The 18,896-nt window shown below is 68.5% G+C and carries 22 protein-coding genes, 1 pseudogene and 1 riboswitch; of the genes and pseudogenes, 10 read left to right on the top strand and 13 right to left on the bottom strand.

Annotated features, from left to right (window positions below):
• Window positions 1-52: 52 nt before the first annotated feature.
• From VET27_RS18970 to VET27_RS18960, 3 genes and pseudogenes are all read right to left on the bottom strand, one after another.
• A pseudogene (locus tag VET27_RS18970) lies at window positions 53-377 on the bottom strand (VOC family protein).
• Window positions 374-2,023, bottom strand: coding sequence for a DNA repair helicase XPB (locus tag VET27_RS18965; protein ID WP_526520894.1), 1,650 nt, complete (start codon window positions 2,021-2,023; stop codon window positions 374-376). Before VET27_RS18965 ends, VET27_RS18970 begins: the two are co-directional and overlap by 4 nt.
• 33 nt (window positions 2,024-2,056) lie before the next feature.
• Window positions 2,057-4,324, bottom strand: a complete 2,268-nt coding sequence (locus tag VET27_RS18960) for a helicase-associated domain-containing protein (RefSeq protein ID WP_526520892.1) — start codon at window positions 4,322-4,324, stop codon at window positions 2,057-2,059.
• 88 nt (window positions 4,325-4,412) lie between these two features.
• Between VET27_RS18960 and VET27_RS18955 the strand changes: the two genes are divergently transcribed.
• Genes VET27_RS18955 through VET27_RS18940 form a run of 4 tightly spaced genes read left to right on the top strand, consistent with a single transcriptional unit; the run spans window position 4,413 to window position 5,990 of the window.
• Complete coding sequence (locus VET27_RS18955; RefSeq protein WP_526520890.1) at window positions 4,413-4,604, top strand: hypothetical protein; 192 nt, start codon at window positions 4,413-4,415, stop codon at window positions 4,602-4,604.
• Window positions 4,605-4,606: 2 nt separating this feature from the next.
• Window positions 4,607-5,089, top strand: a complete 483-nt coding sequence (gene moaC / locus VET27_RS18950; protein ID WP_526520888.1) for a cyclic pyranopterin monophosphate synthase MoaC — start codon at window positions 4,607-4,609, stop codon at window positions 5,087-5,089.
• Entirely contained in the window at window positions 5,086-5,565 is a 480-nt protein-coding gene (locus VET27_RS18945) for a MogA/MoaB family molybdenum cofactor biosynthesis protein (protein WP_526520886.1), read from the top strand. The genes moaC and VET27_RS18945 overlap by 4 nt, the downstream gene beginning before the upstream one ends.
• Window positions 5,562-5,990, top strand: a complete 429-nt coding sequence (locus tag VET27_RS18940) for a molybdenum cofactor biosynthesis protein MoaE (protein ID WP_526520884.1) — start codon at window positions 5,562-5,564, stop codon at window positions 5,988-5,990. The genes VET27_RS18945 and VET27_RS18940 overlap by 4 nt, the downstream gene beginning before the upstream one ends.
• Here the strand turns inward: VET27_RS18940 and VET27_RS18935 are convergent.
• From VET27_RS18935 to VET27_RS18920, 4 genes are all read right to left on the bottom strand, one after another.
• Window positions 5,987-7,354 carry a transglycosylase family protein gene (locus VET27_RS18935; RefSeq protein ID WP_526520882.1) on the bottom strand — a complete coding sequence of 456 codons (1,368 nt, stop codon included), beginning with the start codon at window positions 7,352-7,354 and terminating at the stop codon, window positions 5,987-5,989. The two genes, VET27_RS18940 and VET27_RS18935, sit on opposite strands and share 4 nt — an antisense overlap.
• Window positions 7,355-7,363: 9 nt before the next feature.
• A riboswitch (cyclic di-AMP (ydaO/yuaA leader) is annotated at window positions 7,364-7,540 on the bottom strand.
• A 246-nt stretch (window positions 7,541-7,786) separates the two neighbouring features.
• Window positions 7,787-8,050, bottom strand: coding sequence for a MoaD/ThiS family protein (locus VET27_RS18930; RefSeq protein ID WP_526520880.1), 264 nt, complete (start codon window positions 8,048-8,050; stop codon window positions 7,787-7,789).
• A gap of 3 nt (window positions 8,051-8,053) precedes the next feature.
• On the bottom strand, window positions 8,054-9,115 hold the full coding sequence (moaA, locus tag VET27_RS18925) for a GTP 3',8-cyclase MoaA (protein WP_526520878.1): 1,062 nt from the start codon (window positions 9,113-9,115) through the stop codon (window positions 8,054-8,056).
• Complete coding sequence (locus VET27_RS18920; protein WP_526520876.1) at window positions 9,112-9,501, bottom strand: YccF domain-containing protein; 390 nt, start codon at window positions 9,499-9,501, stop codon at window positions 9,112-9,114. The genes moaA and VET27_RS18920 overlap by 4 nt, the downstream gene beginning before the upstream one ends.
• Window positions 9,502-9,651: 150 nt before the next feature.
• On the opposite strand from VET27_RS18920, the gene VET27_RS18915 reads away from it, so the two are divergent.
• Both VET27_RS18915 and VET27_RS18910 read left to right on the top strand, forming a co-directional pair.
• A complete protein-coding gene (locus VET27_RS18915) occupies window positions 9,652-10,062 on the top strand; it encodes a cold-shock protein (protein ID WP_526520874.1) in 411 nt (136 codons plus the stop codon).
• Between the two features lie 350 nt (window positions 10,063-10,412).
• On the top strand, window positions 10,413-11,420 hold the full coding sequence (locus VET27_RS18910; RefSeq protein WP_526520872.1) for a glutathione S-transferase family protein: 1,008 nt from the start codon (window positions 10,413-10,415) through the stop codon (window positions 11,418-11,420).
• Here the strand turns inward: VET27_RS18910 and VET27_RS18905 are convergent.
• Both VET27_RS18905 and VET27_RS18900 read right to left on the bottom strand, forming a co-directional pair.
• Window positions 11,417-11,902: a DUF2771 family protein gene (locus tag VET27_RS18905; protein WP_526520870.1), complete on the bottom strand. Its 486-nt coding sequence runs from the start codon at window positions 11,900-11,902 to the stop codon at window positions 11,417-11,419. The two genes, VET27_RS18910 and VET27_RS18905, sit on opposite strands and share 4 nt — an antisense overlap.
• On the bottom strand, window positions 11,899-13,443 hold the full coding sequence (locus tag VET27_RS18900; protein ID WP_526520868.1) for an MFS transporter: 1,545 nt from the start codon (window positions 13,441-13,443) through the stop codon (window positions 11,899-11,901). Before VET27_RS18900 ends, VET27_RS18905 begins: the two co-directional genes overlap by 4 nt.
• 194 nt (window positions 13,444-13,637) lie before the next feature.
• Here VET27_RS18900 and VET27_RS18895 point away from each other — a divergent pair, with 194 nt between their 5' ends.
• A complete protein-coding gene (locus VET27_RS18895) occupies window positions 13,638-14,447 on the top strand; it encodes a DUF3027 domain-containing protein (RefSeq protein WP_526520866.1) in 810 nt (269 codons plus the stop codon).
• Here the strand turns inward: VET27_RS18895 and VET27_RS18890 are convergent.
• Together VET27_RS18890 and VET27_RS18885 are read right to left on the bottom strand one after the other, a co-directional pair.
• Entirely contained in the window at window positions 14,444-14,896 is a 453-nt protein-coding gene (locus VET27_RS18890) for an SRPBCC family protein (RefSeq protein ID WP_526520864.1), read from the bottom strand. The genes VET27_RS18895 and VET27_RS18890 overlap by 4 nt on opposite strands.
• 15 nt (window positions 14,897-14,911) lie before the next feature.
• A complete protein-coding gene (locus tag VET27_RS18885; RefSeq protein WP_526520862.1) occupies window positions 14,912-15,181 on the bottom strand; it encodes a DUF2530 domain-containing protein in 270 nt (89 codons plus the stop codon).
• A gap of 50 nt (window positions 15,182-15,231) precedes the next feature.
• Here VET27_RS18885 and VET27_RS18880 point away from each other — a divergent pair, with 50 nt between their 5' ends.
• The 3 genes from VET27_RS18880 to VET27_RS18870 are packed head-to-tail and all read left to right on the top strand — an operon-like array spanning window position 15,232 to window position 16,773.
• On the top strand, window positions 15,232-15,663 hold the full coding sequence (locus tag VET27_RS18880; RefSeq protein ID WP_526520861.1) for an Rv0880 family HTH-type transcriptional regulator: 432 nt from the start codon (window positions 15,232-15,234) through the stop codon (window positions 15,661-15,663).
• Window positions 15,664-15,679: 16 nt separating this feature from the next.
• Entirely contained in the window at window positions 15,680-16,495 is an 816-nt protein-coding gene (locus VET27_RS18875; protein WP_526520859.1) for a TrmH family RNA methyltransferase, read from the top strand.
• The gene (locus tag VET27_RS18870) at window positions 16,492-16,773 is read left to right on the top strand and encodes a DUF2537 domain-containing protein (protein WP_526520857.1); all 282 of its coding nucleotides are present in this window, start codon (window positions 16,492-16,494) and stop codon (window positions 16,771-16,773) included. Before VET27_RS18875 ends, VET27_RS18870 begins: the two co-directional genes overlap by 4 nt.
• Before the next feature lie 6 nt (window positions 16,774-16,779).
• On the opposite strand, the gene sepH is transcribed toward VET27_RS18870, so the two are convergent.
• The gene (sepH, locus tag VET27_RS18865; protein ID WP_526520855.1) at window positions 16,780-17,568 is read right to left on the bottom strand and encodes a septation protein SepH; all 789 of its coding nucleotides are present in this window, start codon (window positions 17,566-17,568) and stop codon (window positions 16,780-16,782) included.
• A 74-nt stretch (window positions 17,569-17,642) separates the two neighbouring features.
• Window positions 17,643-18,761, bottom strand: a complete 1,119-nt coding sequence (gene serC, locus VET27_RS18860) for a phosphoserine transaminase (RefSeq protein ID WP_526520853.1) — start codon at window positions 18,759-18,761, stop codon at window positions 17,643-17,645.
• Between the last annotated feature and the right edge of the window lie 135 nt (window positions 18,762-18,896).

Here is an 18,896-nt window from a genome sequence, read left to right as displayed (position 1 = left end):
TCGAGACGATCCATTGTCAATTAGCTCAATGGCATACGCGATCATCTTGGGCTCAGTCCCAATGACTCAGCACGTTGACGACATTGCCCGACGGGTCCTCGAAGAAGAACCGCCGCACCCACCACTTCTCATCGGTCAACGGGTGCACGATGCGCAGACCTGCAGACGTCGTCGACCTCCACCGACACGTCAGGATTGACTGGCGCGGTGAGATCCCTTGTCATCAAACTGATCTGGTGACCGCGGTCGGCGTCGGCGAGCGTCAGGATCCAGCCGTGGTTCATCACCTAGGCCAAGCCCAACGTGGCGGCGTAGGCGTCGCGGGCACTGTTCAGCTCGGCGACGGTGAGGTTCGGCACCACCCGTCGCACCGTCATATCGCCGGGCCCAGCAGGTCGTCGGCGTCCTTGATCACGTACCCATAGCCCTGCTCGGCGAGGAACCGCTGCCGGTGTGCGGCGTATTCGGCGTCCAGGCTGTCGCGTGACACCACCGAGTAGAAGATCGCACCACCACCGTCGGCCTTGGGACGAAGAAGCCTGCCCAGGCGCTGCGCCTCTTCTTGGCGTGAGCCGAAAGTTCCCGAAACCTGCACCGCCACACTGGCTTCCGGTAGGTCGATGGAGAAGTTGGCGACCTTGGACACTACCAACCTCTGGATTTCACCCGTCCGGAACGCCTCGTACAGCGTCTCGCGTTCCGCGGTCTTCGTCGATCCCTGAATCACCGGGGCGTCGAGTTCGCGTCCCAGTTCGTCCAACTGGTCGAGGTAGGCGCCGATCACCAGCGTCGGCTCGCCGGGGTGGCGGGCCAGAATCGACTTCACCACTGCGACCTTGGTGTGCGCCGTCGAACACAGCTTGTAGCGCTCCTCGGGCTCCGCCGTCGCGTAGATCATCCGTTCGTTCTCGGTCATCGTGACGCGCACCTCGATGCACTCGGCGGGGGCGATCCAGCCCTGCGCCTCGATGTCCTTCCACGGCGCGTCGTAGCGCTTGGGCCCGATCAGGCTGAACACGTCACCCTCACGGCCGTCTTCGCGGATCAGGGTCGCCGTCAGCCCGAGCCGCCGTCGGGATTGCAGGTCGGCCGTCATGCGGAAGACGGGGGCGGGCAGCAGATGCACCTCGTCGTAGATGATCAGCCCCCAGTCGCGGCTGTCGAACAACTCCAGGTGCTTGTACTCACCCTTGGTACGACGCGTGATCACCTGGTAGGTCGCGATCGTGACCGGTCGGACCTCCTTGCGTTCGCCGGAGTACTCGCCGATCTCGTCTTCGGTGAGCGAGGTGCGGGCGATCAGCTCGCGCTTCCACTGCCTGCCGGCCACGGTGTTGGTGACCAGAATCAGCGTCGTCGCACCCGCCTTGGCCATCGCCGCCGCGCCCACGATGGTCTTGCCCGCCCCGCAGGGCAGCACGACCACGCCCGAGCCGCCCGCCCAGAACGAGTCGGCAGCCATCTCCTGGTAATCGCGCAGCTCCCAACCGTCCTGCGTCAAGGCGATGGGATGCGCCTCGCCGTCGACGTACCCGGCCAGGTCCTCCGCGGGCCAGCCGATCTTGAGCAGCATCTGCTTGATGTGCCCGCGCTCGCTGGCATGCACGATGATCGTGTCGTCGTCGATGCGGGCGCCCAGCATCGGCGCGATCTTCTTGTTCCGCAGCACCTCTTCGAGTACCGCGCGGTCCAGGCTCACCAACACCAGACCGTGCACCGGGCTCTTCACCAGTTGCAGGCGGCCGTAGCGGGCCATCGTGTCGACGATGTCGACCAGCAGCGGCTGAGGCACCGAGTAGCGCGAGAACGACACCAGCGCGTCCACCACCTGCTCGGCGTCATGGCCCGCCGCGCGCGCGTTCCACAGCGCCAAGGGCGTGATGCGGTAGGTGTGAATGTGTTCGGGTGCGCGCTCCAGCTCGGCGAACGGGGCGATCGCCGCCCGCGCCGCACCGGCCAGCTCGTGGTCGACCTCGAGCAGCACCGTCTTGTCGGACTGCACGATCAGGGGGCCGTCAGTCATGCGCGATCCCGCTCCGCTTCCCGCTGCTAGAACTCATTCCGTCCATTCTCCCGGATCGGCGGACACGACCGACGTCACGCGGTGGATCGCGAAGTCCCGCACCCTGCCGGCGGCCGGATCGTAGGCGGTGAGCTGGCCGCCGCGGACGTTGATGGGTGCGACGACGCGCTGGGTGGCGACGCCCGCGGGGTCGACGTAGCCGATCACCACCGACTCCTGGCGGTGGGCCGCGCCGTGCAGCTGAGCCATCGCCTCGGCGGGATCGAGTCGGGTCCCGTCGTTCGGGGTGGCGGCCACCTTGCGCAGCACGGCGACGATGGCGCCAAGCGTCTGCAACGTCGGTCCCTGTGGCGGCCGGTAGCCCCGCCGACGACCAGGAGTGGGCACCCGTGCACCGCGCGACCGGATGTCGACGATCGCTCCCGACGAGTCCTCGGCGGCCGGCGCGAAGCCCGCGGTCCGCAATGCGGCGAGCACCTCGTTGATCGGCGACATCGATACGGCGACGGTCGGCGCGAGCGCCCGCACGTCCAGTCGTTCTAGCGCCGGCGCCGCGATCGCCTGCGTCAGCAGGGCGGGATCCTCGCAACGGACGAACGACGCGGCCATGCCCACTCGCAGCTGGCCGTGGCGGCGTGCGACGTCGTCGATCATGTAGCTCAAGCCTTGCGGCACCGGCGTTTTCGAGTGTCGAGTGAACAGTGTGTGCAGTTCGCTTGCGGTGAGGCCGGTGTCGAGGGCGCGGCGGATCGACTGCTCACTGATGCGGTATACCATCGCCGCGCCGGCCGACTCGACCGTAGCGACCGCCGACAGCTGTTCGGCCAGTCCACGATCCAGCGGCCCAGGGACCACGACCGTCAGGTCGGCCTGCAGCAGGAAGTGGTCGATCGGCGCGGGCAGCACCTTGTTCATCGCCGCGACGACGGTGTCCTCGGGTTCGTCCGCCAGTAACCGCCGGCTCGCGGTGGCGATCGCACCTCGGCCGATCACGCCCACTGCGTGCGCCTCGGCAAGAAGGTCGGCGACGGGTTTGAGCTGAAGCCGTGCCACCCAGCGCGGCCGCCGCCACGTCATCGCACTCGAGGCACCCGGGGCATCGACGCCCGAACCGGGAGAAAGGTCGGCAAGCATCGTCAGCAGCAGTCGGCGGTCCAGCGGCGCCGCCGTCGAGTACAGCGAATCCGACAGTGCCGCATAGGGTTTGCCGTCGGGCCCCCGCTCCCCGATGAGGCCGGGCCTGGCGGGCAGGTCCAGCCACGCCGACGCGATCAGATACCAACGCGCCGCAGTGGGGGATTCGATGAACCGATCGGCGGCCAGCGTCGGCGCCCAGTAGGCCCCGGCGCCATCCAGCGGATCGGGTTCGGGCACGCCCGCCGCGATCAACCCCGCCGTGGAGGCCAGTTCCAGGATGAGGCCCAGCCGGTTCTCGTCCACCCCGGTGCTCTTGGTCAGACGCTTCAGTTCGCGGACCCCGAGGCCACCGCTGCGGAGTTCGGGAATCGGCGAGTTGGAGAGGGTTTCCAGTACCAGGTCGACTTCGCGGAGCAGGTCCATGGCCGACCCGGCCGCGGCCGCGTCGACATCGGAGACGGAGGTCGAGGTCACCCCCGGGTCGGGCGGCGCCAGCCCGACGGGGCCCGGCGACTCATCACGCAACACCTGCCCGACGAGGCGCGGCAGGATCACGGTGTCCTCGTCGACCTGACGCAACAGCCCCGTCGCCAGCAGGCGCTGCACCGGCCTGTCGGGGGGCGTGCCCGTCGCCGCGTCGCGGGTGCGTCCGATGGGTGACCCGTCGACCAGTCGCTCGAGCAGTTCGCGCTGGGGTTCGTCGACCCCGTCCAATAATTCGACGATGCGGTCGGCGTCCAGGCCGTCGGCCTCGAGGGTGACCTGGCCGGGGTGCCAGGGCAGGCCCGCCGCGGCTTCCGGTGCCAACCGCACCGCCGTATCCCCCCAGGCGAGGGCGCGGGCCCTCAGGTCCTCGAGGGCGGCGTTCAGGTCGTCCTGAGTCGCCCGATCGCCGATCAGCGCGAACAGTTTGGCCACGGGCACGCCGCCGCCGTCGGCCCGCAGCACCAGCAATGCGTCCAGCACCACCAGGTCCAGGAAGTCGAGTCCGTCCGTCGCAGCCTTGACCGACTGCCGAGACTGCGCCCTGGCGGCCAGCGCCGAAATCGACCCCGGCGGCGGTTGGGCCAGATCGGGTCGCAGTTCCAGCAGGCGTACGAGCTGATCGTCGGTCAGCTCCGCCAACCAGGCGCCCAACGGCGCTATGGAAGCTGATTCGGACATTGGGTACCAGCCTAAGCCAGGTCACCGAATCCAACCCGCGCCAGCGCCGCTCTCGCCAGCACACGCCGCGCCTGCCACAATGTGAGGCGTGGCTGACAAGAAACCGCAGAAGAATCACTACGTCGACAACGGCTGGCCCGCCAGTGGCGATGACGATCACGCAGTCAGCGAGCTCGCCGCCGACCGCACCGGCGCCCTGTCCCCGTTCGGTGACCTGACATTTCCGTTGCCTGCCGAGGATCTGCCCTACACGCACCCGGTCACCGTCATCAACAAGTAGCCGTGACGGCACGCCCCGATCGGCTGTCGCACCTGGACGAATCGGGCGCGGCGCACATGGTCGACGTGACGGCCAAGGACGCCACCCGGCGTACGGCCGTCGCGACTGGACTTCTGCGGACCCGAGCCGACGTCGTCGAGCTGATCGCGACGGGCGGACTGCCCAAGGGCGACGCACTGGCGACGGCCAGAGTCGCAGGCATCCTCGCCGCCAAGCGCACCAGTGATCTGATCCCGCTGTGCCACCAGCTGGCACTGACGGGCGTCGACGTCGAATTCGTTATTGGCACAACGGATGTGACAATTACGGCGACGGTCCGGACGACGGATCGCACGGGCGTCGAGATGGAGGCGCTGACCGCCGTCAGCGTCGCCGCCCTGACGCTCTACGACATGCTGAAGGCCGTCGACCCGGCTGCGACCATCGACGGCATCGCGGTGCTGCGCAAGGACGGCGGCAAGACGGGGACGTGGCAACGGTCATGACCAGAACGGCCCGGGTGATCATCGCGTCCACGCGCGCGGCCAACGGCGTGTACGAGGACCGCACGGGTCCGGTGATCGTCGACTGGTTGACCCAGCGCGGCTACGACGTGACCCCTCCGATTGTGGTGGCCGACGGCCTCGCGGTCAGCCGCGCGCTGTTTGCGGCACTCGATGAGACGGTCGACCTGATCATGACTTCGGGGGGCACCGGCATCTCGGCAACGGACGGGACCGCCGACGCGACGGCCGACATCGTCGACTACCAGATCCCCGGCCTGGCCGACGCGATCCGGCGTTCGGGACTGCCGCACGTGCCCACTTCGGTGCTGTCACGCGGGGTGTGCGGTGTCCGCGACGGCACCCTGATCATCAATCTGCCCGGATCGCCCGGCGGCGTGAAGGACGGTCTCGGGGTGGTGGCCGACGTGCTCGAGCACGCCCTGGACCAACTCGGCGGAGGAGACCACAACCGATGAGCGCGACCGTTCTGCGTGCCGAGCTCAGCGAGCGGGTGATCGAACTCGCCGAGCACGAGGCTCTGGTCCTGCACCGCGCGGCGGGCGCAGTAGTCGGCTTCGTGGGGATGGTCCGCGACCACGACGGAGGCCGGTCCGTGACGCGACTCGAGTACTCCGCTCACCCCACGGCGCAGCAGACGCTGGCCGAGGTGGCAGCGGAGATCGCCCGGGATTGTCAGGGCGTGCGCGCGATAGCCGTCAGCCACCGCATCGGCACCTTGAACATCGGTGACGCCGCCTTGGTCGCAGCCGTCGCCGCAGATCACCGCAAGGCGGCCTTCGACACGTGCGCACTGCTCGTGGACACGGTGAAGGCGCGCCTACCCGTATGGAAGCACCAACTCTTCGTCGATGGATCCGACGAATGGGTGGGCTCGGCCTAGTTCGTCGGGGCCGGCGGCACGAGGAGTGCCGGATCGGCGGGAGCCGGCGGCATCGGTGCCGCGTCACCCGGACTGACCGGCACGTTCGGGCCCGGCGCCTGCTCCGGCATCGGCGTGTTCATGCCGCGCTGGGACAGTCCCATCACGAGGGCTTCCTTGCCGCTGATGTCGTGGCTCTGAACCGCTTGCCAGAGGTCCTTGAGATAACTGGTGTTGGGGCCGTCGTCGCCTGCCGCGGTGGGGTCCATCGTCGATCCGGGGGGCGGAGCATCCGGGCTGGCGAGGTGCGGGATGCCGTTCGGCGGGACCGCGAGTCCGTCGGTCACCACCTGGTTGGCCGCGTCGAAGGCGGGCGCTGGGATGTTCACGGCGTTCAGGGGTGCCAGCGGGTCGGGTGCGGGCGCAGCGATCGGGGCGGGCGCTGCGGGGTCCGGCGTCGGGACCGGGAGCACCGGGTCCAGCGGGAGCTCGCCGGCGCGCAGGGCCCAGGCCTGCGGCTGATCGACGGGCGCCGGGCCGCTGGGGACGACGTCCCAGTCCGCGATGGAAACCGCGGGCATCGGGGCATCGGGTGCAGATTGCAACTTCAGGGGTCCGAGTCCCGGTGGCAGCTCGGGTGCCGGCGGAGGGGGCAGCGCGGCGTCCATCGGTGCTGCTGCCTGCTCTGGCGGCGGGAGCATCGGGTCCTCCGCCGGTGGCGGGGGCAGCAGGGCGTCGAGGGGCATGACCTCGTCGGCCGGCGGCGGCGGAAGGACCTCTGCCGGTGGCGGAGGCATCGGCGCGTCCAAGGCGACCGTCACGACGTCGCCCGGAGGCGGAAGCATCGGGTCGACGGGTGGCGGCGGGGGAAGTGGCGCGTCGAGAGCGACTTCGGGTGCCGGGTCGGCGGGCGGGGGAGGAAGCGGTGCGTCAAGCGGGACGGCGTCGACCGGCGGCGGAACGTCTCCGCCCAGGTCGGGATTGTCGAGCGGAGCGGCGTCGGCGAGGACGTTGCGAGGTGTCGCGCTGCCGAGGCCGCGACCACACGTGGGCCACGCTCCGCGGCCCTGAGTGGCCAGCACGCGCTCCGCGACCGCGATCTGCTCGTCCTTGGAGGCGAGGTGGGCGGCGGGTGCATACTCGCCACCGCCGTGTCCGGACCAGGTGCCGGGGGAGAACTGCAGCCCTCCCTGGTATCCGTTGCCGGTGTTGATGGCCCAGTTGCCGCCGGATTCACACCCGGCGACCCGATCCCATTCGCCGTCGGTCGCTGCGCCCGCCTGTGCCGCGAAGGCGAGGCTGCCACTACCGATCACGGCGCCTGTGAAGGCGATCTTGGCGACGCTGACTGCCGATGTAGTGGTCTTGCGATGCCGTCCACTCATGAGTACAGAAGGTCCTCTCGTCCACGCCTGCGAGGTCAGCTGTCGGGTTCGGGCTTGAGAGGTCGCCCGGCCTCCACCTTTCGGCTTCGGCTTCACCCCAAGGAATCACGTTCGATTCCTGGTCCTTCGATGTCGGTGGACCGGTGGGTCCCCCGCCTCCATCCCTGAGGTAGGTCTTGACCATGTCCAACGGATGGAGCTAGGCGTTACTGGGCATGGCGGGCCACTGATTAGGGTCGAGCGGCTTGGGATTGGACGGTAACGGGTAGATGCCCTCACGTCACCTTCAGCAGGTGTCGGCGTTTCCGCGCTCAGCAAATCTTGAGAGAACGTTAAAAGGGCAGCACGGCACGACGTTTACGCAGGGAATCTCAACGGTGAACAGCGCGTGTGACACTTTGTGACCGTTTCGTTATGTGACGCATCTCACTCTTATCCGCCCGCGAAGGGCGGTAACACATCCACGGTTTGGTTCGTCTCGAGCGGCTTGCGCACGTCCCGCACCGCGATGCCGTCGCACAGGAATGAGCACCGGTCGAGCATGATGGCCAGTTTCTCGCCGCGCGTTCTCAGGGTCGCGAGAAGGTCGGTGACCGTCCCTCCCGGCGCCACGGAGACGGTCTCGCTCTCGACCCCCGCGGCCGCCCGTGCCGCGGCGAAATAGCGCACGTGGACGTCGATCGTCGCCGCCGTCAAGGGTCAACCACCGATGGCGCTCATCGGACGCACCGGTTGTTCGAATCCGGGGTCGTTGATCCCGTGCCCGGCCGGTTTGGCCCACATCGCCCCCCGCCAGGCCGCTTCGATGGCGTCGTCGTCGGCACCGCGGCGCAATAGGAGTCGCAAGTCGGTCTCCTCCCGGGAGAAGAGGCAACTGCGGACCTGTCCGTCGGCGGTGAGCCGCGTCCGGTCGCACGCGCCGCAGAAGGCCTGGGAGACCGAGGCGATCACGCCGACCGTGTCCGGTCCACCGTCGACCCGCCACAGCTGGGCGGGCGCCGACCCCCTTGGCGCGGTGTCAGGCGTCAGGTCGAAGTGACGGCGTAGCGCGGTCAGGATCCGTTCCGCGTCGATCGCCTGATCGCGTCGCCACCGATGCCCGGCGTCCAGTGGCATCTGCTCGATGATGCGCAGCTGATAGCCGTGGTCGAGACAGAACCGGAGAAGCGCCACCGCGTCGTCGAGGCCCGTCTCGGGGTCGAGAACGGCGTTGACCTTGACCGGCTTGAGTCCGGCAGCCGTCGCGGCGGCCAGGCCCTCGAGGACGTCGCCGAGGCGGTCGCGACGGGTGATGCGCGCGAAGTGTTCGGCGTCCACGGTGTCCAGTGAGACGTTCACCCTGTCCAGGCCAGCGGCCTTGAGCCCGGCGGCGCGACGTGCGAGTCCGATCCCGTTGGTGGTGACCGCCGTCTGCGGTCGCGGCCGCAGCGCCGTCGCCGACGCGATGGCGCCCTCGAGATTTCGCGAGACCAGAGGCTCGCCACCGGTGAAGCGGACGTTCGTGACGCCGAGGCGGGTCACGGCGATCGCGAGGAGTCGTGCGAGCTCGTCGGGGCGCAACAACTCGTCGCCGGGTAACCAGTCGAGACCCTCGGCGGGCATGCAGTAGCTGCAGCGCAGGTTGCATCGATCGGTCAGCGACACCCGCAGATCGGTGGCGACGCGGCCGTACGTGTCGAGCAGCGGACCGTCGGCGGGCGCGCCGACGGGCGACGATGTCACCGCTCGCACCGACGGCACGCCCAGGGCGGTCACGGTCACGGGAAGGAGCCCTGGGTCGTCGGCACGATCTCCTTGCCCAAGGGGAACAGCGACACCGGGATCATCTTGAGGTTGGCCACTGCGAGGGGGATGCCGATGATCGTGATCGCCATGGCGATCGCGCTGACGACGTGGCCGATCGCCAGCCAGATGCCGAACAGAATCACCCAGATCACGTTGCCGATCATCGCGCCGGCGCGCGGACCTGGCTTCTCGACGACCGTGTAGCCGAACGGCCACAGCGCGTACATCCCGATCCGGAAGGCAGCGAAGCCGAACGGGATCGTCACGATGAGGACGAAGCAGATGATGCCGGCGAGAAAGTACCCGAGCGCCAGCCACAGGCCGCCGAAGATCAACCAGACGACGTTCAGTATTAGGCGCATGTCTCCTCCAGCGGTGGTTCCCAGACTACCGACCGTCGGTCGGCCGGGCGTTGATCAGGTACTGGCTGCGGGCAGCGTCCTTGTAGGATCATCGCATTCGCGTCCTGCATCGGCGGGACGCGTTCATTGCGAGACGAGCGGGTGAGACCAGTGCCGACCGGCAAGGTGAAGTGGTATAGCGCCGAGAAGGGCTTCGGCTTCGTGTCCCAGGAGGAAGGCGAGGACGTCTACGTGGGCTCCTCGGCTCTCCCGGCGGGAGTTCACGAGCTCAAGGCCGGTCAGAAGGTGGAGTTCGGCATCGCCGCGGGACGTCGCGGACCGCAGGCGTTGAGCCTCAAGGTGATCGAACCGCCGCCGAGCGTTGTGCGGACGCGCCGCGAAGCCGCTGCGCCCGAGCACAAGCACACGCCCGACGAACTGCATGGCATGGTCGAGGACATGATCACCCTGCTCGAGGGGTCGGTGCAGCCCGAACTGCGCAAGGGCCGCTACCCCGACCGCAAGACCGCTCGCCGGATCTCCGATGTGGTCAAGGCGGTCGCGCAGGAACTCGACGCCTGACCGGGCAGCCGCCGCGCCGAGTGTGAACTCGTGCTCGAAGATTCACTGAAATCTCGCGCAAGAACTTCACGTTCGGCGGTCCGCGTCCGTCAGCCCCGGGCGCCTGCCCATGTCGAAAGCCGTCCGCGCCGGGGTCGTCGCTGTCATACCGCCGACGCTGCAGGTTTCACCGTCGGCCAACCGATCGCTGTCGGCACTATGCCGCTGGTGGCGTGACGACTGCTGTGGATCAGCTCCGTGCCGATCGGTACGTACACACGTTGCGGTGGACCGCGGCATAACGCGTCGACCCCGATTGACGCTGCCGGGGTGCTCGTCGGTTCCTTCCGGTCAGGGGGAACAATCGTGACGTGGCTTCCTACGTCGCCGAGAAGGGCGAATTCAACCGCGACACCAAGTACATCGAGACGCGCATCACGGCTGACGGCCGCGATGGGTACCCGGTCGAACCCGGCCGGTACCGGTTGTTGGTCGCGCGTGCCTGCCCATGGGCCAATCGGGCCATCATCGTGCGCCGGCTCCTAGGCCTGGAAGACGTTCTGTCCATTGGCTTCTGCGGGCCTACGCACGACGAGCGCAGCTGGACCTTCGACCTCGACCCCGGCGGCGTCGACCCCGTTCTGCAGATCCCCCGGCTGCAGGACGCCTACTTCAAGCGCTTCCCCGACTATCGGAAGGGCATCACGGTGCCCGCGATCGTCGACGTGCCGACGGGCGCGGTCGTCACCAACGACTTTCCGCAGATGACTCTCGATCTGTCCACCGAGTGGTCCGACTACCACCGCCCCGGCGCGCCGCAGCTCTACCCGGAGCCGCTGCGTGCCGAGATCGACGAGGTGGCCCAGCGCATCTACACCGAGGTGAACAACGGGGTGTACCGGTGTGGCTTCTCGGGCTCGCAGTCCGCCTACGACGCGGCCTACGACCGGTTGTTCACGGCGTTGGACTGGTTGTCGGAAAGGCTTGCAGCCCAGAGGTTCTTGGTGGGTGACACGATCACCGAGGCGGACGTCCGGCTGTTCACCACCTTGGCCCGCTTCGATCCCGTCTATCACGGGCACTTCAAGTGCAACCGGCAGAAGCTCGACGAGATGCCGGTGCTGTGGGCCTATGCACGCGACCTGTTCCAGACGCCCGGCTTCGGCGACACCATCGACTTCGTCCAGATCAAGAAGCACTACTACGTCGTGCACGCCGACATCAACCCGACCCAGGTGGTGCCGAAGGGGCCGGACCTGGCCAACTGGCTGACACCACACGGCCGGGAAGCGATGGGCGGCAAGCCGTTCGGCGACGGCACCCCGCCCAGGCCGACGCGCGACGGCGAGCAGGTGCCCGCAGGCCAATCAGCCGACTAGGGCCACACCGTCGCCACCGACCACTCGGCGTGCGGCCAGGGAAACTCGTTGTTCTGCTCATCGCGCACGAGCGTGGGCAGCTGCACCGCGATGCCCGTCAACCGGCCCCGACGGGCGTCGACCGTCGGGATGGTGACGGCGAGCTTGGATCCGGGCCTGAACTCGTCGATGACGGACCCGCCGCCTTCATAGGCGCGGATGAGAACCCACGGCGCCTTGGCGATGGCCGCCGGCACGGAGAGCTGCACCGGGTCCCGTGAGGTGACGGCTACTTCACCGATCGTTTCGGGGATGTCGCACTTCGTGATCTCGAAGACGTCGCAGTAGCGGTAGGGGCCGACCCTCACCAGTTGGCCGTGTGTGTACGCGCTGATCTCGGGGTGCGCCGGGGCGGGGGTGCGGGTGAGCCGCCAGATGAGGGCGCCGGTGCCGCCGGACGCGATGACCGCTACCACCAGGAGGGCCACGATGACGCGCTTCAATTGCGTACCGCCGACGCCGTGCCGCGGCTCTCCTGCTGGGCGAACACCGGCCGGTTGCCGCCGAGCCCGGGAATCAGCGAATCGCCGGCGTTGCTCACCAGGGTCTGTGCCAATCCGAGGATCAACACGGCGGTGATCGCCGTGAAGCCCACCCACAGGTCGGTGTAGATGAGCACGCCCATCGCGCCACCCGCGACCCACGCGAGTTGCAGCAGCGACTCCGACCGCCCGAAGGCCGATGCGCGGGACTGCTCGGGCAGGTCGTCCTGCAACGAGGCGTCGAGCGAGGCCTTCGCCACGGCACTGGCCCCCGAGGTGACCAGCGTGGCCAACGCGGCGACGTACAGGTTCCCGAAGACGGCGGTCGCCAGCGCCATCACCGTGACCGCGGTGGCGGCTCGCACCACCAGACGCGACGGGTTGCCGAGCTGGAGGCGGGCGGCGGTGAAGTTGCCGACGAAGTTGCCGATGCCCGCGGCGGCGCCGATCAGGCCGAGGATGCGAAGCTGTTCCCAGCCGCTCGCGTCGTGCGACTTGGCGACGAAGGCCGGATAGAGGAACAGGAAGCCGACCATCACCTTGATGGTGCAGTTGCCCCACAGCGAGGTGATGATGTAGCGGCCCAACGGTTGTCGGGTCTTGTCGGACGTCCCGGGGCCGAGTAGCCGGCTGAACTGCTCGGTGGCGCCGTGATAGCTCAGCGTGGTCGGCACCTCGCCCTCGGTGATTTCCACCCACTTGGGGATGCGCATCGACAGCACCGCGCCCACCACCGTGATCGCGACGGTGACGTACAACGCGCCGGGCAGTTGGAAGAGGCCGAACAGGTACTCGACGCCTGCGGCGATGGCGCCACCGAGGATGGTTCCGCCGAGCAGTCCGAACATGGTCAGGCGCGAGTTCACGCGGACGAGGTCGATGGTGGGTGGCAGCACGCGGGGCGTCATGGCGCTGCGTAGAACGCTGAACGACTTGGAGAGGACCATCATGCCGAGCGCGCACGGGTACAGCACCCACGGCGGAAAGCTGCCGGTAGCGGGGTCGTAGTTCGCAATGAGGACGACGGCCAGTCCGGTGCGCACGGCGAACGACATGGCCAGGGCCACGCGGCGGCCGTGTTGTAGTCGGTCGAGCGCAGGGCCGATCAGCGGGGCGATGACGGCGAACGGCGCGATCGTGATGAACAAGTACAGCGCGACCTTGCCCTTGCTCTCGCCGGAGGCGGCCGCGAAGAACAATGTGTTGGCCAGTGCGACGGCCATCGCGGAGTCGGCCGCGAAATTCGCCATCACCGGATACGTCAGCGCCGTCAGTCCCGACTTGTCGGCGCCGTCGGCGGTGGCGGCCTTCTGGAAGAGCCCGTACATCTTCGAGCCCATTTCGCGGCCGCGCCCCGCGGCGCCCCTCGGCCTGCCCGCGGATTGCCCGACACCACCGCGGTAGGGGTCGCCCGGGTCGGTGCGATCGCCCGGGCCATGGGTCTTGTCGATCGGCGGCAGCCATCGGTTGGCGCTGGACGGGCTGCTCGGGTAGTTCGCCATGCCGGGATGCTCGCCGCGATGACCGCCCGGTGGACGCGGCGGATGGTAGCGGGGGTCTCGCGAGTCATCGGGCCCCGCAGAGGGGTCACGCCGCGAACCGGTCATGTCGTCGATTGTTCCCCATGCGACGAACCGTCGCCCGCAGGGCGGCCGGTGTGGCTTTGCTCTTAGGTCGTCAGGCAGTATTGACGGCGATGGACAGCATGATCGAACCGGCCGAGCAAGCCGCCGAGGACCCCGTGACCGAACAACCGGAGCCGTCGGCAGATCTGACCGCGGTGCTGACGGGCGCGGTCGACGTGGCGCGCACGGCGATCATGGAGTTCAGTGGCGACGAGGTCGTCGGCGAGTACCTGGGCGTCAGTCTGGACGACCCGACCGCCGCGACCCACCGATTCTTGGCAGCCATGCCCGGATATCAGGGCTGGCAGTGGGCGGTGGTCGTCGCCGCGTATCCCGGTGCAGACCACGCCACGATCAGCGAGGTGGTCCTGGTACCCGGCCCCACGGCGCTGCTGGCCCCGCAATGGGTGCCGTGGCAGGACCGGGTCCAGCCGGGCGACCTGAGCCCGGGCGATCTGCTCGCCACTCCCGTCGACGACCCGCGGTTGGTGCCCGGTTACATGTCGTCCGGCGACGAGGAACTCGACGACCTGGCCTCCGAGGTGGGATTCGGCAAGAGTCAGGTGCTCAGCCAGTGGGGCCGGATCGAAACGGCGGAGCGCTGGTACGACGGCGATTACGGCCCGGGTTCGGCGATGGCGCGCGCCACCAAGAAGGTGTGCCGCGACTGCGCTTACTACCTGTCGCTCGCCGGCTCGCTCGGCAGACTCTTCGGGGTGTGCGCCAACGAGATGTCCGCCGACGGGCACGTCGTCGCCGGGGAGTACGGCTGCGGCGCCCATTCGGACACCCCGCAGCCCGCCACCATCGGGTCGCCGATGTTCGATCCCTTCGACGACGGCGTGGTTGACATGACCCAGCCCGACGTCAACCGGACCTAGCCTTCGGCGGCAGCCTTGATGCGGCTCAGGGATGCGTTCATCCCGTCGATCAGTTCGCGTTCGAAGCTGGGCACTCCGCCCAACACGGCGTTGACCAGAAGGTTGGACACCGCCTTCACGCCGTTCTCGGCATGGCGGCTCTCGATCAGGCGGGTGCCGGTCGCGGTCGGCTCCAGTTCGTAGGTCCAGATGGTGTTGTTCTCGTTCACGCGGAAGGCCAGTTTGCGCTCTGGAACGACCTCGGTGACCCGGCTGGTCGTCGGCCAGAACAAGAATTTGCGTCGATTGACGTTGACTGTCCGGGTGCCCGGACGCAGTGGACCGAACGCCTTCATGAGTCGGCACTGCGGACTCCACTGCGGCATCAGCCGGAAGTCGGACACCAGCGCCCAGACCTTCTCGGGCGGTGCGTCGATGTCGATCTGCGCCTGCAACAGGGCTTCCGCCATTACTCCTCCATCGGGTCAGTGAATACCGCGCTGCGCGCCACGGGAGCCGCGACGGACGGCGCTACGTTGCCACAGGAAGATCGACGTGCCCAACACGCCCACGCCGAGACCGGCCACCGTCGCCGGGCGCCAGTCGTGCAACCCGGGCACCGTGAAGGCCAGCACCACCGCGATCAGCCAGCCGGCCGCGATCACACAGATCACGGGCCACGGCGCAAGCAGGATGTCGGGTAGCGCCGGGGGTTCCGGCGGAGTGTCCCGTGGCGGCGGCGTCGTCGCGTCCATTGCGGACCAACCTAATGGATTCGCGTTCTGGTGTCGGTACTGTTTGCGTCGTGAACGACCCCGACGCCCGGCTGGCCAGCGATCTGTCGTTGGCCGTGGTGCGGCTGGCGCGACAGTTGCGCTTCCGTCGTCCGGATTCCCCGGTGTCGTTGTCTCAGCTGTCGGCGCTCGCGACGCTCGCCAAGGAGGGCCCGATCACGCCGGGTGCGCTGGCCATTCGCGAGCGGGTCCGGCCGCCGTCGATGACGCGGGTCATCGCGTCGTTGGCCGAGCTGGGATTCGTGGATCGCTGCGCGCACCCGGACGACGGCCGTCAGGTGCTGGTGTCGGTGTCCAAGTCCGGCCACGAGTTGATCGACGTCGAGCGCCGCGCCAGTCAGGAGTGGCTGCAGCAGCGTCTGGCGGAACTTCAACCGGAACAACGCAAGACGCTCCTGGCGGCTGCCGACCTGATGTTCGCGATCGTGGACGAAGGAACGTGAGCCGCGGAATCGGGACATGGCCGAAGTAGTCGAGGTCGACGACCCCACGGATACCCGGCTGGACGACTTCCGTGATCTGAACAGCATCGACCGCAGGCCGGACCTGCCCAGCGGCAAGGGGCTGGTCATCGCGGAGGGTGTGCTGGTGGTGCAGCGGATGCTGGCGTCGCGCTTCGCGCCGAGAGCGCTCCTCGGCACCGATCGCAGGCTGGGCGAGCTGATCGGCGACCTCGAGCGCACCGATGCGCCGTTCTACCGGGCGAGCGCCGAGGTGATGGCCGACGTCATCGGCTTTCACCTCAACCGCGGGGTGCTGGCCGCGGCGCCGCGCCCGCCTGAGTTGTCGATTCCGCAGGCGATCGACGGAGCGCGCACGATCGCGGTGCTCGAGGGAGTCAACGATCACGAGAATCTCGGCTCGGTGTTCCGCAATGCGGCGGGCCTCGGCGTGGATGCGATCGTCTTCGGCCTCGGGTGTGCCGACCCGCTGTATCGGCGGGCCGTGCGGGTGTCGATGGGGCATGCGCTACTGGTGCCCTATGCCTGGTCGGACGCTTGGCCCCTTGATCTGGAGGTGTTGCGCAACAGCGGGTTTCGAGTACTTGCGATGACGCCGAACCCCGCCGCGCAGACGCTGGCCGCCGCACTGGAGGCGCTGGCAGGCGACAAGGTGGCGATCCTCGTCGGCGCCGAGGGGCCCGGTCTCAGTGAACGGACGATGCGGGCCAGCGACGTGCGGGTGCGCATCCCGATGGCGCGAGGAACGGACTCGCTGAACGTGGCTACTGCTGCGGCGCTTGCGTTCTACGAGCGAGCTAGGGTCGAAACATGAACGAGGATGCAACGCCCTGGGGGACCGGGCTCACGGTGACCGCGTTCGTCGCTGCCGTGACGGCGGGCGCGATCATCGTCTTGAGCCTGGGCCTGACGCGGGTGCATCCACTGTTGGCGGTCGGGCTGAACCTGGTGGCCGTCGGCGGTCTCGCGCCGACCGTCTGGGGCTGGCGTACCCGGCCGGTATGGCGCTGGTTCGTGCTCGGCAGCGGGGTCGGGGTGGCCGCGGGATGGCTGGTGCTACTCGCCATGGCCGTCGGAAGCGTTGTCGGCTAAGCGCTTTCAGGGCTGGGCGCCGGAGCGGACGCCGAGGAGCACGTCCTCCCAGCCGGGAACCTTGGGCTTGCGCTTGCGCGTGCGGGGCTTCGGCGCGGCGGCCTGGGCCTTCGCCGCTTCAGGCGCCGGGGCAGGCGGTTCGGGCGCAACCTCTGGCAAGGAGAGGTCGAGGGTCGGGACAGGGGCCACCGACCGCAGCGGCGGGCGATCGAACTCGGGATCGATCAGCTCGGCCGCAGCGTCGTCGAATGCCGTCGCGGTGCCGCCGTGCGCGCCAGGAACGAAGCGGAAGTGCGCGACGTTGTCCGAGCGGCCCGCCTTCCACGAGAGTTGGACCGTCCACCGGCCGTCCTCGTTGCGCCAGGCGTCCCACGACGTGGCATCGGGATCGAGGCCACGGGCCACCAAGGCCGTCGTGACGGTCTCGAGAAGCGTCAGCACGGCTGGTCCGTCGACGAGCACCGGGTGAGCCGCGGTCGCCAGCTCGGCAGCCCGCGAGCGCTCCAGCAGTACCGGGTGGGCGAACCGTTCGACCCGAGTGACTTCGACGCCTGCCGAACCCGCCACCTGTTCGACGGATGCGCCCGCGCGGATCCTGGCTTGAATCTCCTTGGGTGTCAGCACGTTCGGAACCTCGACATCAACTTGGGTGGGCATGGCGGCAGCGCGCTCACCGCTCAATGCGGCACGGAGGCGGTCGTCTGGACGGAGGATGAACTTCTCGCCGCGCTCGGCCGTCTCGCAGATGATGCGTTTGCCATCGACGTCGAGTCCGACGACCTTCAGTTCCCGCATGTGCGACCTCCTAGGGCGGCTTACCGGCTCACCCTACTTCGTTATCGGCCCGTTACCGGGCTGACACGCTGGCGCTAATCAAGGCGCTCGACGACCCAATCCACGCATGCGGTCAGAGCGCTGACGTCGTCGGGATCCACGGCGGGGAACATCGCGACCCGAAGCTGGTTGCGGCCCAGCTTGCGGTACGGCTCGGTGTCGACGATGCCGTTGGCGCGTAGCACCTTGGCCACTGTGGCGGCGTCCACCTCGTCGGTGAAGTCGATGGTGCCGACCACCTGCGACCGCAGCGCCGGGTCGGCGACGAACGGAGTGGTGTAGCTGGTCGCCTCAGCCCACGAGTACAGCCGCTGCGAAGAGTCGGCGGTGCGCTTGACCGCCCAGTCGAGGCCGCCGTTGCCGTTCAACCAGTCGAGCTGATCCGCCATGAGCACCAGGGTGCCGATCGCCGGGGTGTTGTACGTCTGGTTCTTCAAGCTGTTGTCGATGGCGATCGGCAGCGACAGGAAGTCGGGCACCCAGCGGCCCGAAGCGGCGATCTGCTCGACCCTGGCGAGCGCGGCCGGACTCATGATGGCCAGCCACAACCCGCCGTCGGACGCGAAGTTCTTCTGGGGTGCGAAGTAGTACGCGTCGGTGTCGGCGATGTCGACGGGCAGGCCCCCGGCCGCCGACGTCGCGTCGATGACCACCAGCGCCTGGCCTTCCGAGCCGGCGGGCCGCTGAATCGGCACCGCGACGCCCGTCGAGGTCTCGTTGTGTGCCCACGCGACGACGTCGACCGACGGGTCGGTCTGCGGCTGCGGGGCGCTGCCGGGGTCGGCCTTGACGATGATCGGATCGCCGACGAACGGGTTGGCCGTGACCGCGGAGGCGAACTTCGCGCTGAACTCGCCGAACGTGAGATGTAGGGACCGCTTGTTGATCAACCCGAACGCGGCGGCATCCCAGAAAGCGGTGGAGCCGCCGTTGCCGAGGATGACCTCGTAACCGTCGGGCACCGAGAAGAGCTGCCGGACGCCGTCGCGCACCCGACCGACCAGGTTCTTGACCGGCGCCTGCCGGTGCGACGTACCGAACAGGTGACTGGAGTCGACCAGCGCCTGCAACTGCTCGGGGCGCACCTTCGACGGGCCGGAGCCGAAGCGTCCGTCCCTGGGCTTGAGTTCGGCGGGAATCACGAGTTCGGCCATGACTCCCCAGCCTAGTGAGGGCCCCGTGCGTTCAGTTCGTCAGGATGCGCACACCGTCGCGCGGCGGCGGCGGTGTGTTCACTGTGCGCGGCCCGGCGCCCAACGCAGTGTCATGCCCTTGCCGGGGCGTCGATG

Source organism: Mycobacterium sp. (assembly GCF_035633495.1).
In the GTDB taxonomy this organism is placed as follows: domain Bacteria; phylum Actinomycetota; class Actinomycetes; order Mycobacteriales; family Mycobacteriaceae; genus Mycobacterium.
The sequence above is the reverse complement of the archived record's forward strand: the minus strand, read 5'-3'. Positions and strand labels throughout refer to the sequence as shown.

What these genes read in the sequence shown, in the direction of transcription:
- VET27_RS18870 (WP_526520857.1), top strand. Translation starts at nt 16,492, where the DNA reads ATGAACGAGGATGCAACGCCCTGGGGGACCGGGCTCACGGTGACCGCG.
- VET27_RS18960 (WP_526520892.1), bottom strand. Translation starts at nt 4,324, where the DNA reads ATGTCCGAATCAGCTTCCATAGCGCCGTTGGGCGCCTGGTTGGCGGAG.
- VET27_RS18920 (WP_526520876.1), bottom strand. Translation starts at nt 9,501, where the DNA reads ATGCGCCTAATACTGAACGTCGTCTGGTTGATCTTCGGCGGCCTGTGG.
- VET27_RS18895 (WP_526520866.1), top strand. Translation starts at nt 13,638, where the DNA reads ATGGACAGCATGATCGAACCGGCCGAGCAAGCCGCCGAGGACCCCGTG.
- VET27_RS18885 (WP_526520862.1), bottom strand. Translation starts at nt 15,181, where the DNA reads ATGGACGCGACGACGCCGCCGCCACGGGACACTCCGCCGGAACCCCCG.
- VET27_RS18965 (WP_526520894.1), bottom strand. Translation starts at nt 2,023, where the DNA reads ATGACTGACGGCCCCCTGATCGTGCAGTCCGACAAGACGGTGCTGCTC.
- VET27_RS18945 (WP_526520886.1), top strand. Translation starts at nt 5,086, where the DNA reads ATGACCAGAACGGCCCGGGTGATCATCGCGTCCACGCGCGCGGCCAAC.
- sepH (WP_526520855.1), bottom strand. Translation starts at nt 17,568, where the DNA reads ATGCGGGAACTGAAGGTCGTCGGACTCGACGTCGATGGCAAACGCATC.
- VET27_RS18900 (WP_526520868.1), bottom strand. Translation starts at nt 13,443, where the DNA reads ATGGCGAACTACCCGAGCAGCCCGTCCAGCGCCAACCGATGGCTGCCG.
- VET27_RS18890 (WP_526520864.1), bottom strand. Translation starts at nt 14,896, where the DNA reads ATGGCGGAAGCCCTGTTGCAGGCGCAGATCGACATCGACGCACCGCCC.
- VET27_RS18875 (WP_526520859.1), top strand. Translation starts at nt 15,680, where the DNA reads ATGGCCGAAGTAGTCGAGGTCGACGACCCCACGGATACCCGGCTGGAC.
- VET27_RS18935 (WP_526520882.1), bottom strand. Translation starts at nt 7,354, where the DNA reads ATGAGTGGACGGCATCGCAAGACCACTACATCGGCAGTCAGCGTCGCC.
- VET27_RS18940 (WP_526520884.1), top strand. Translation starts at nt 5,562, where the DNA reads ATGAGCGCGACCGTTCTGCGTGCCGAGCTCAGCGAGCGGGTGATCGAA.
- serC (WP_526520853.1), bottom strand. Translation starts at nt 18,761, where the DNA reads ATGGCCGAACTCGTGATTCCCGCCGAACTCAAGCCCAGGGACGGACGC.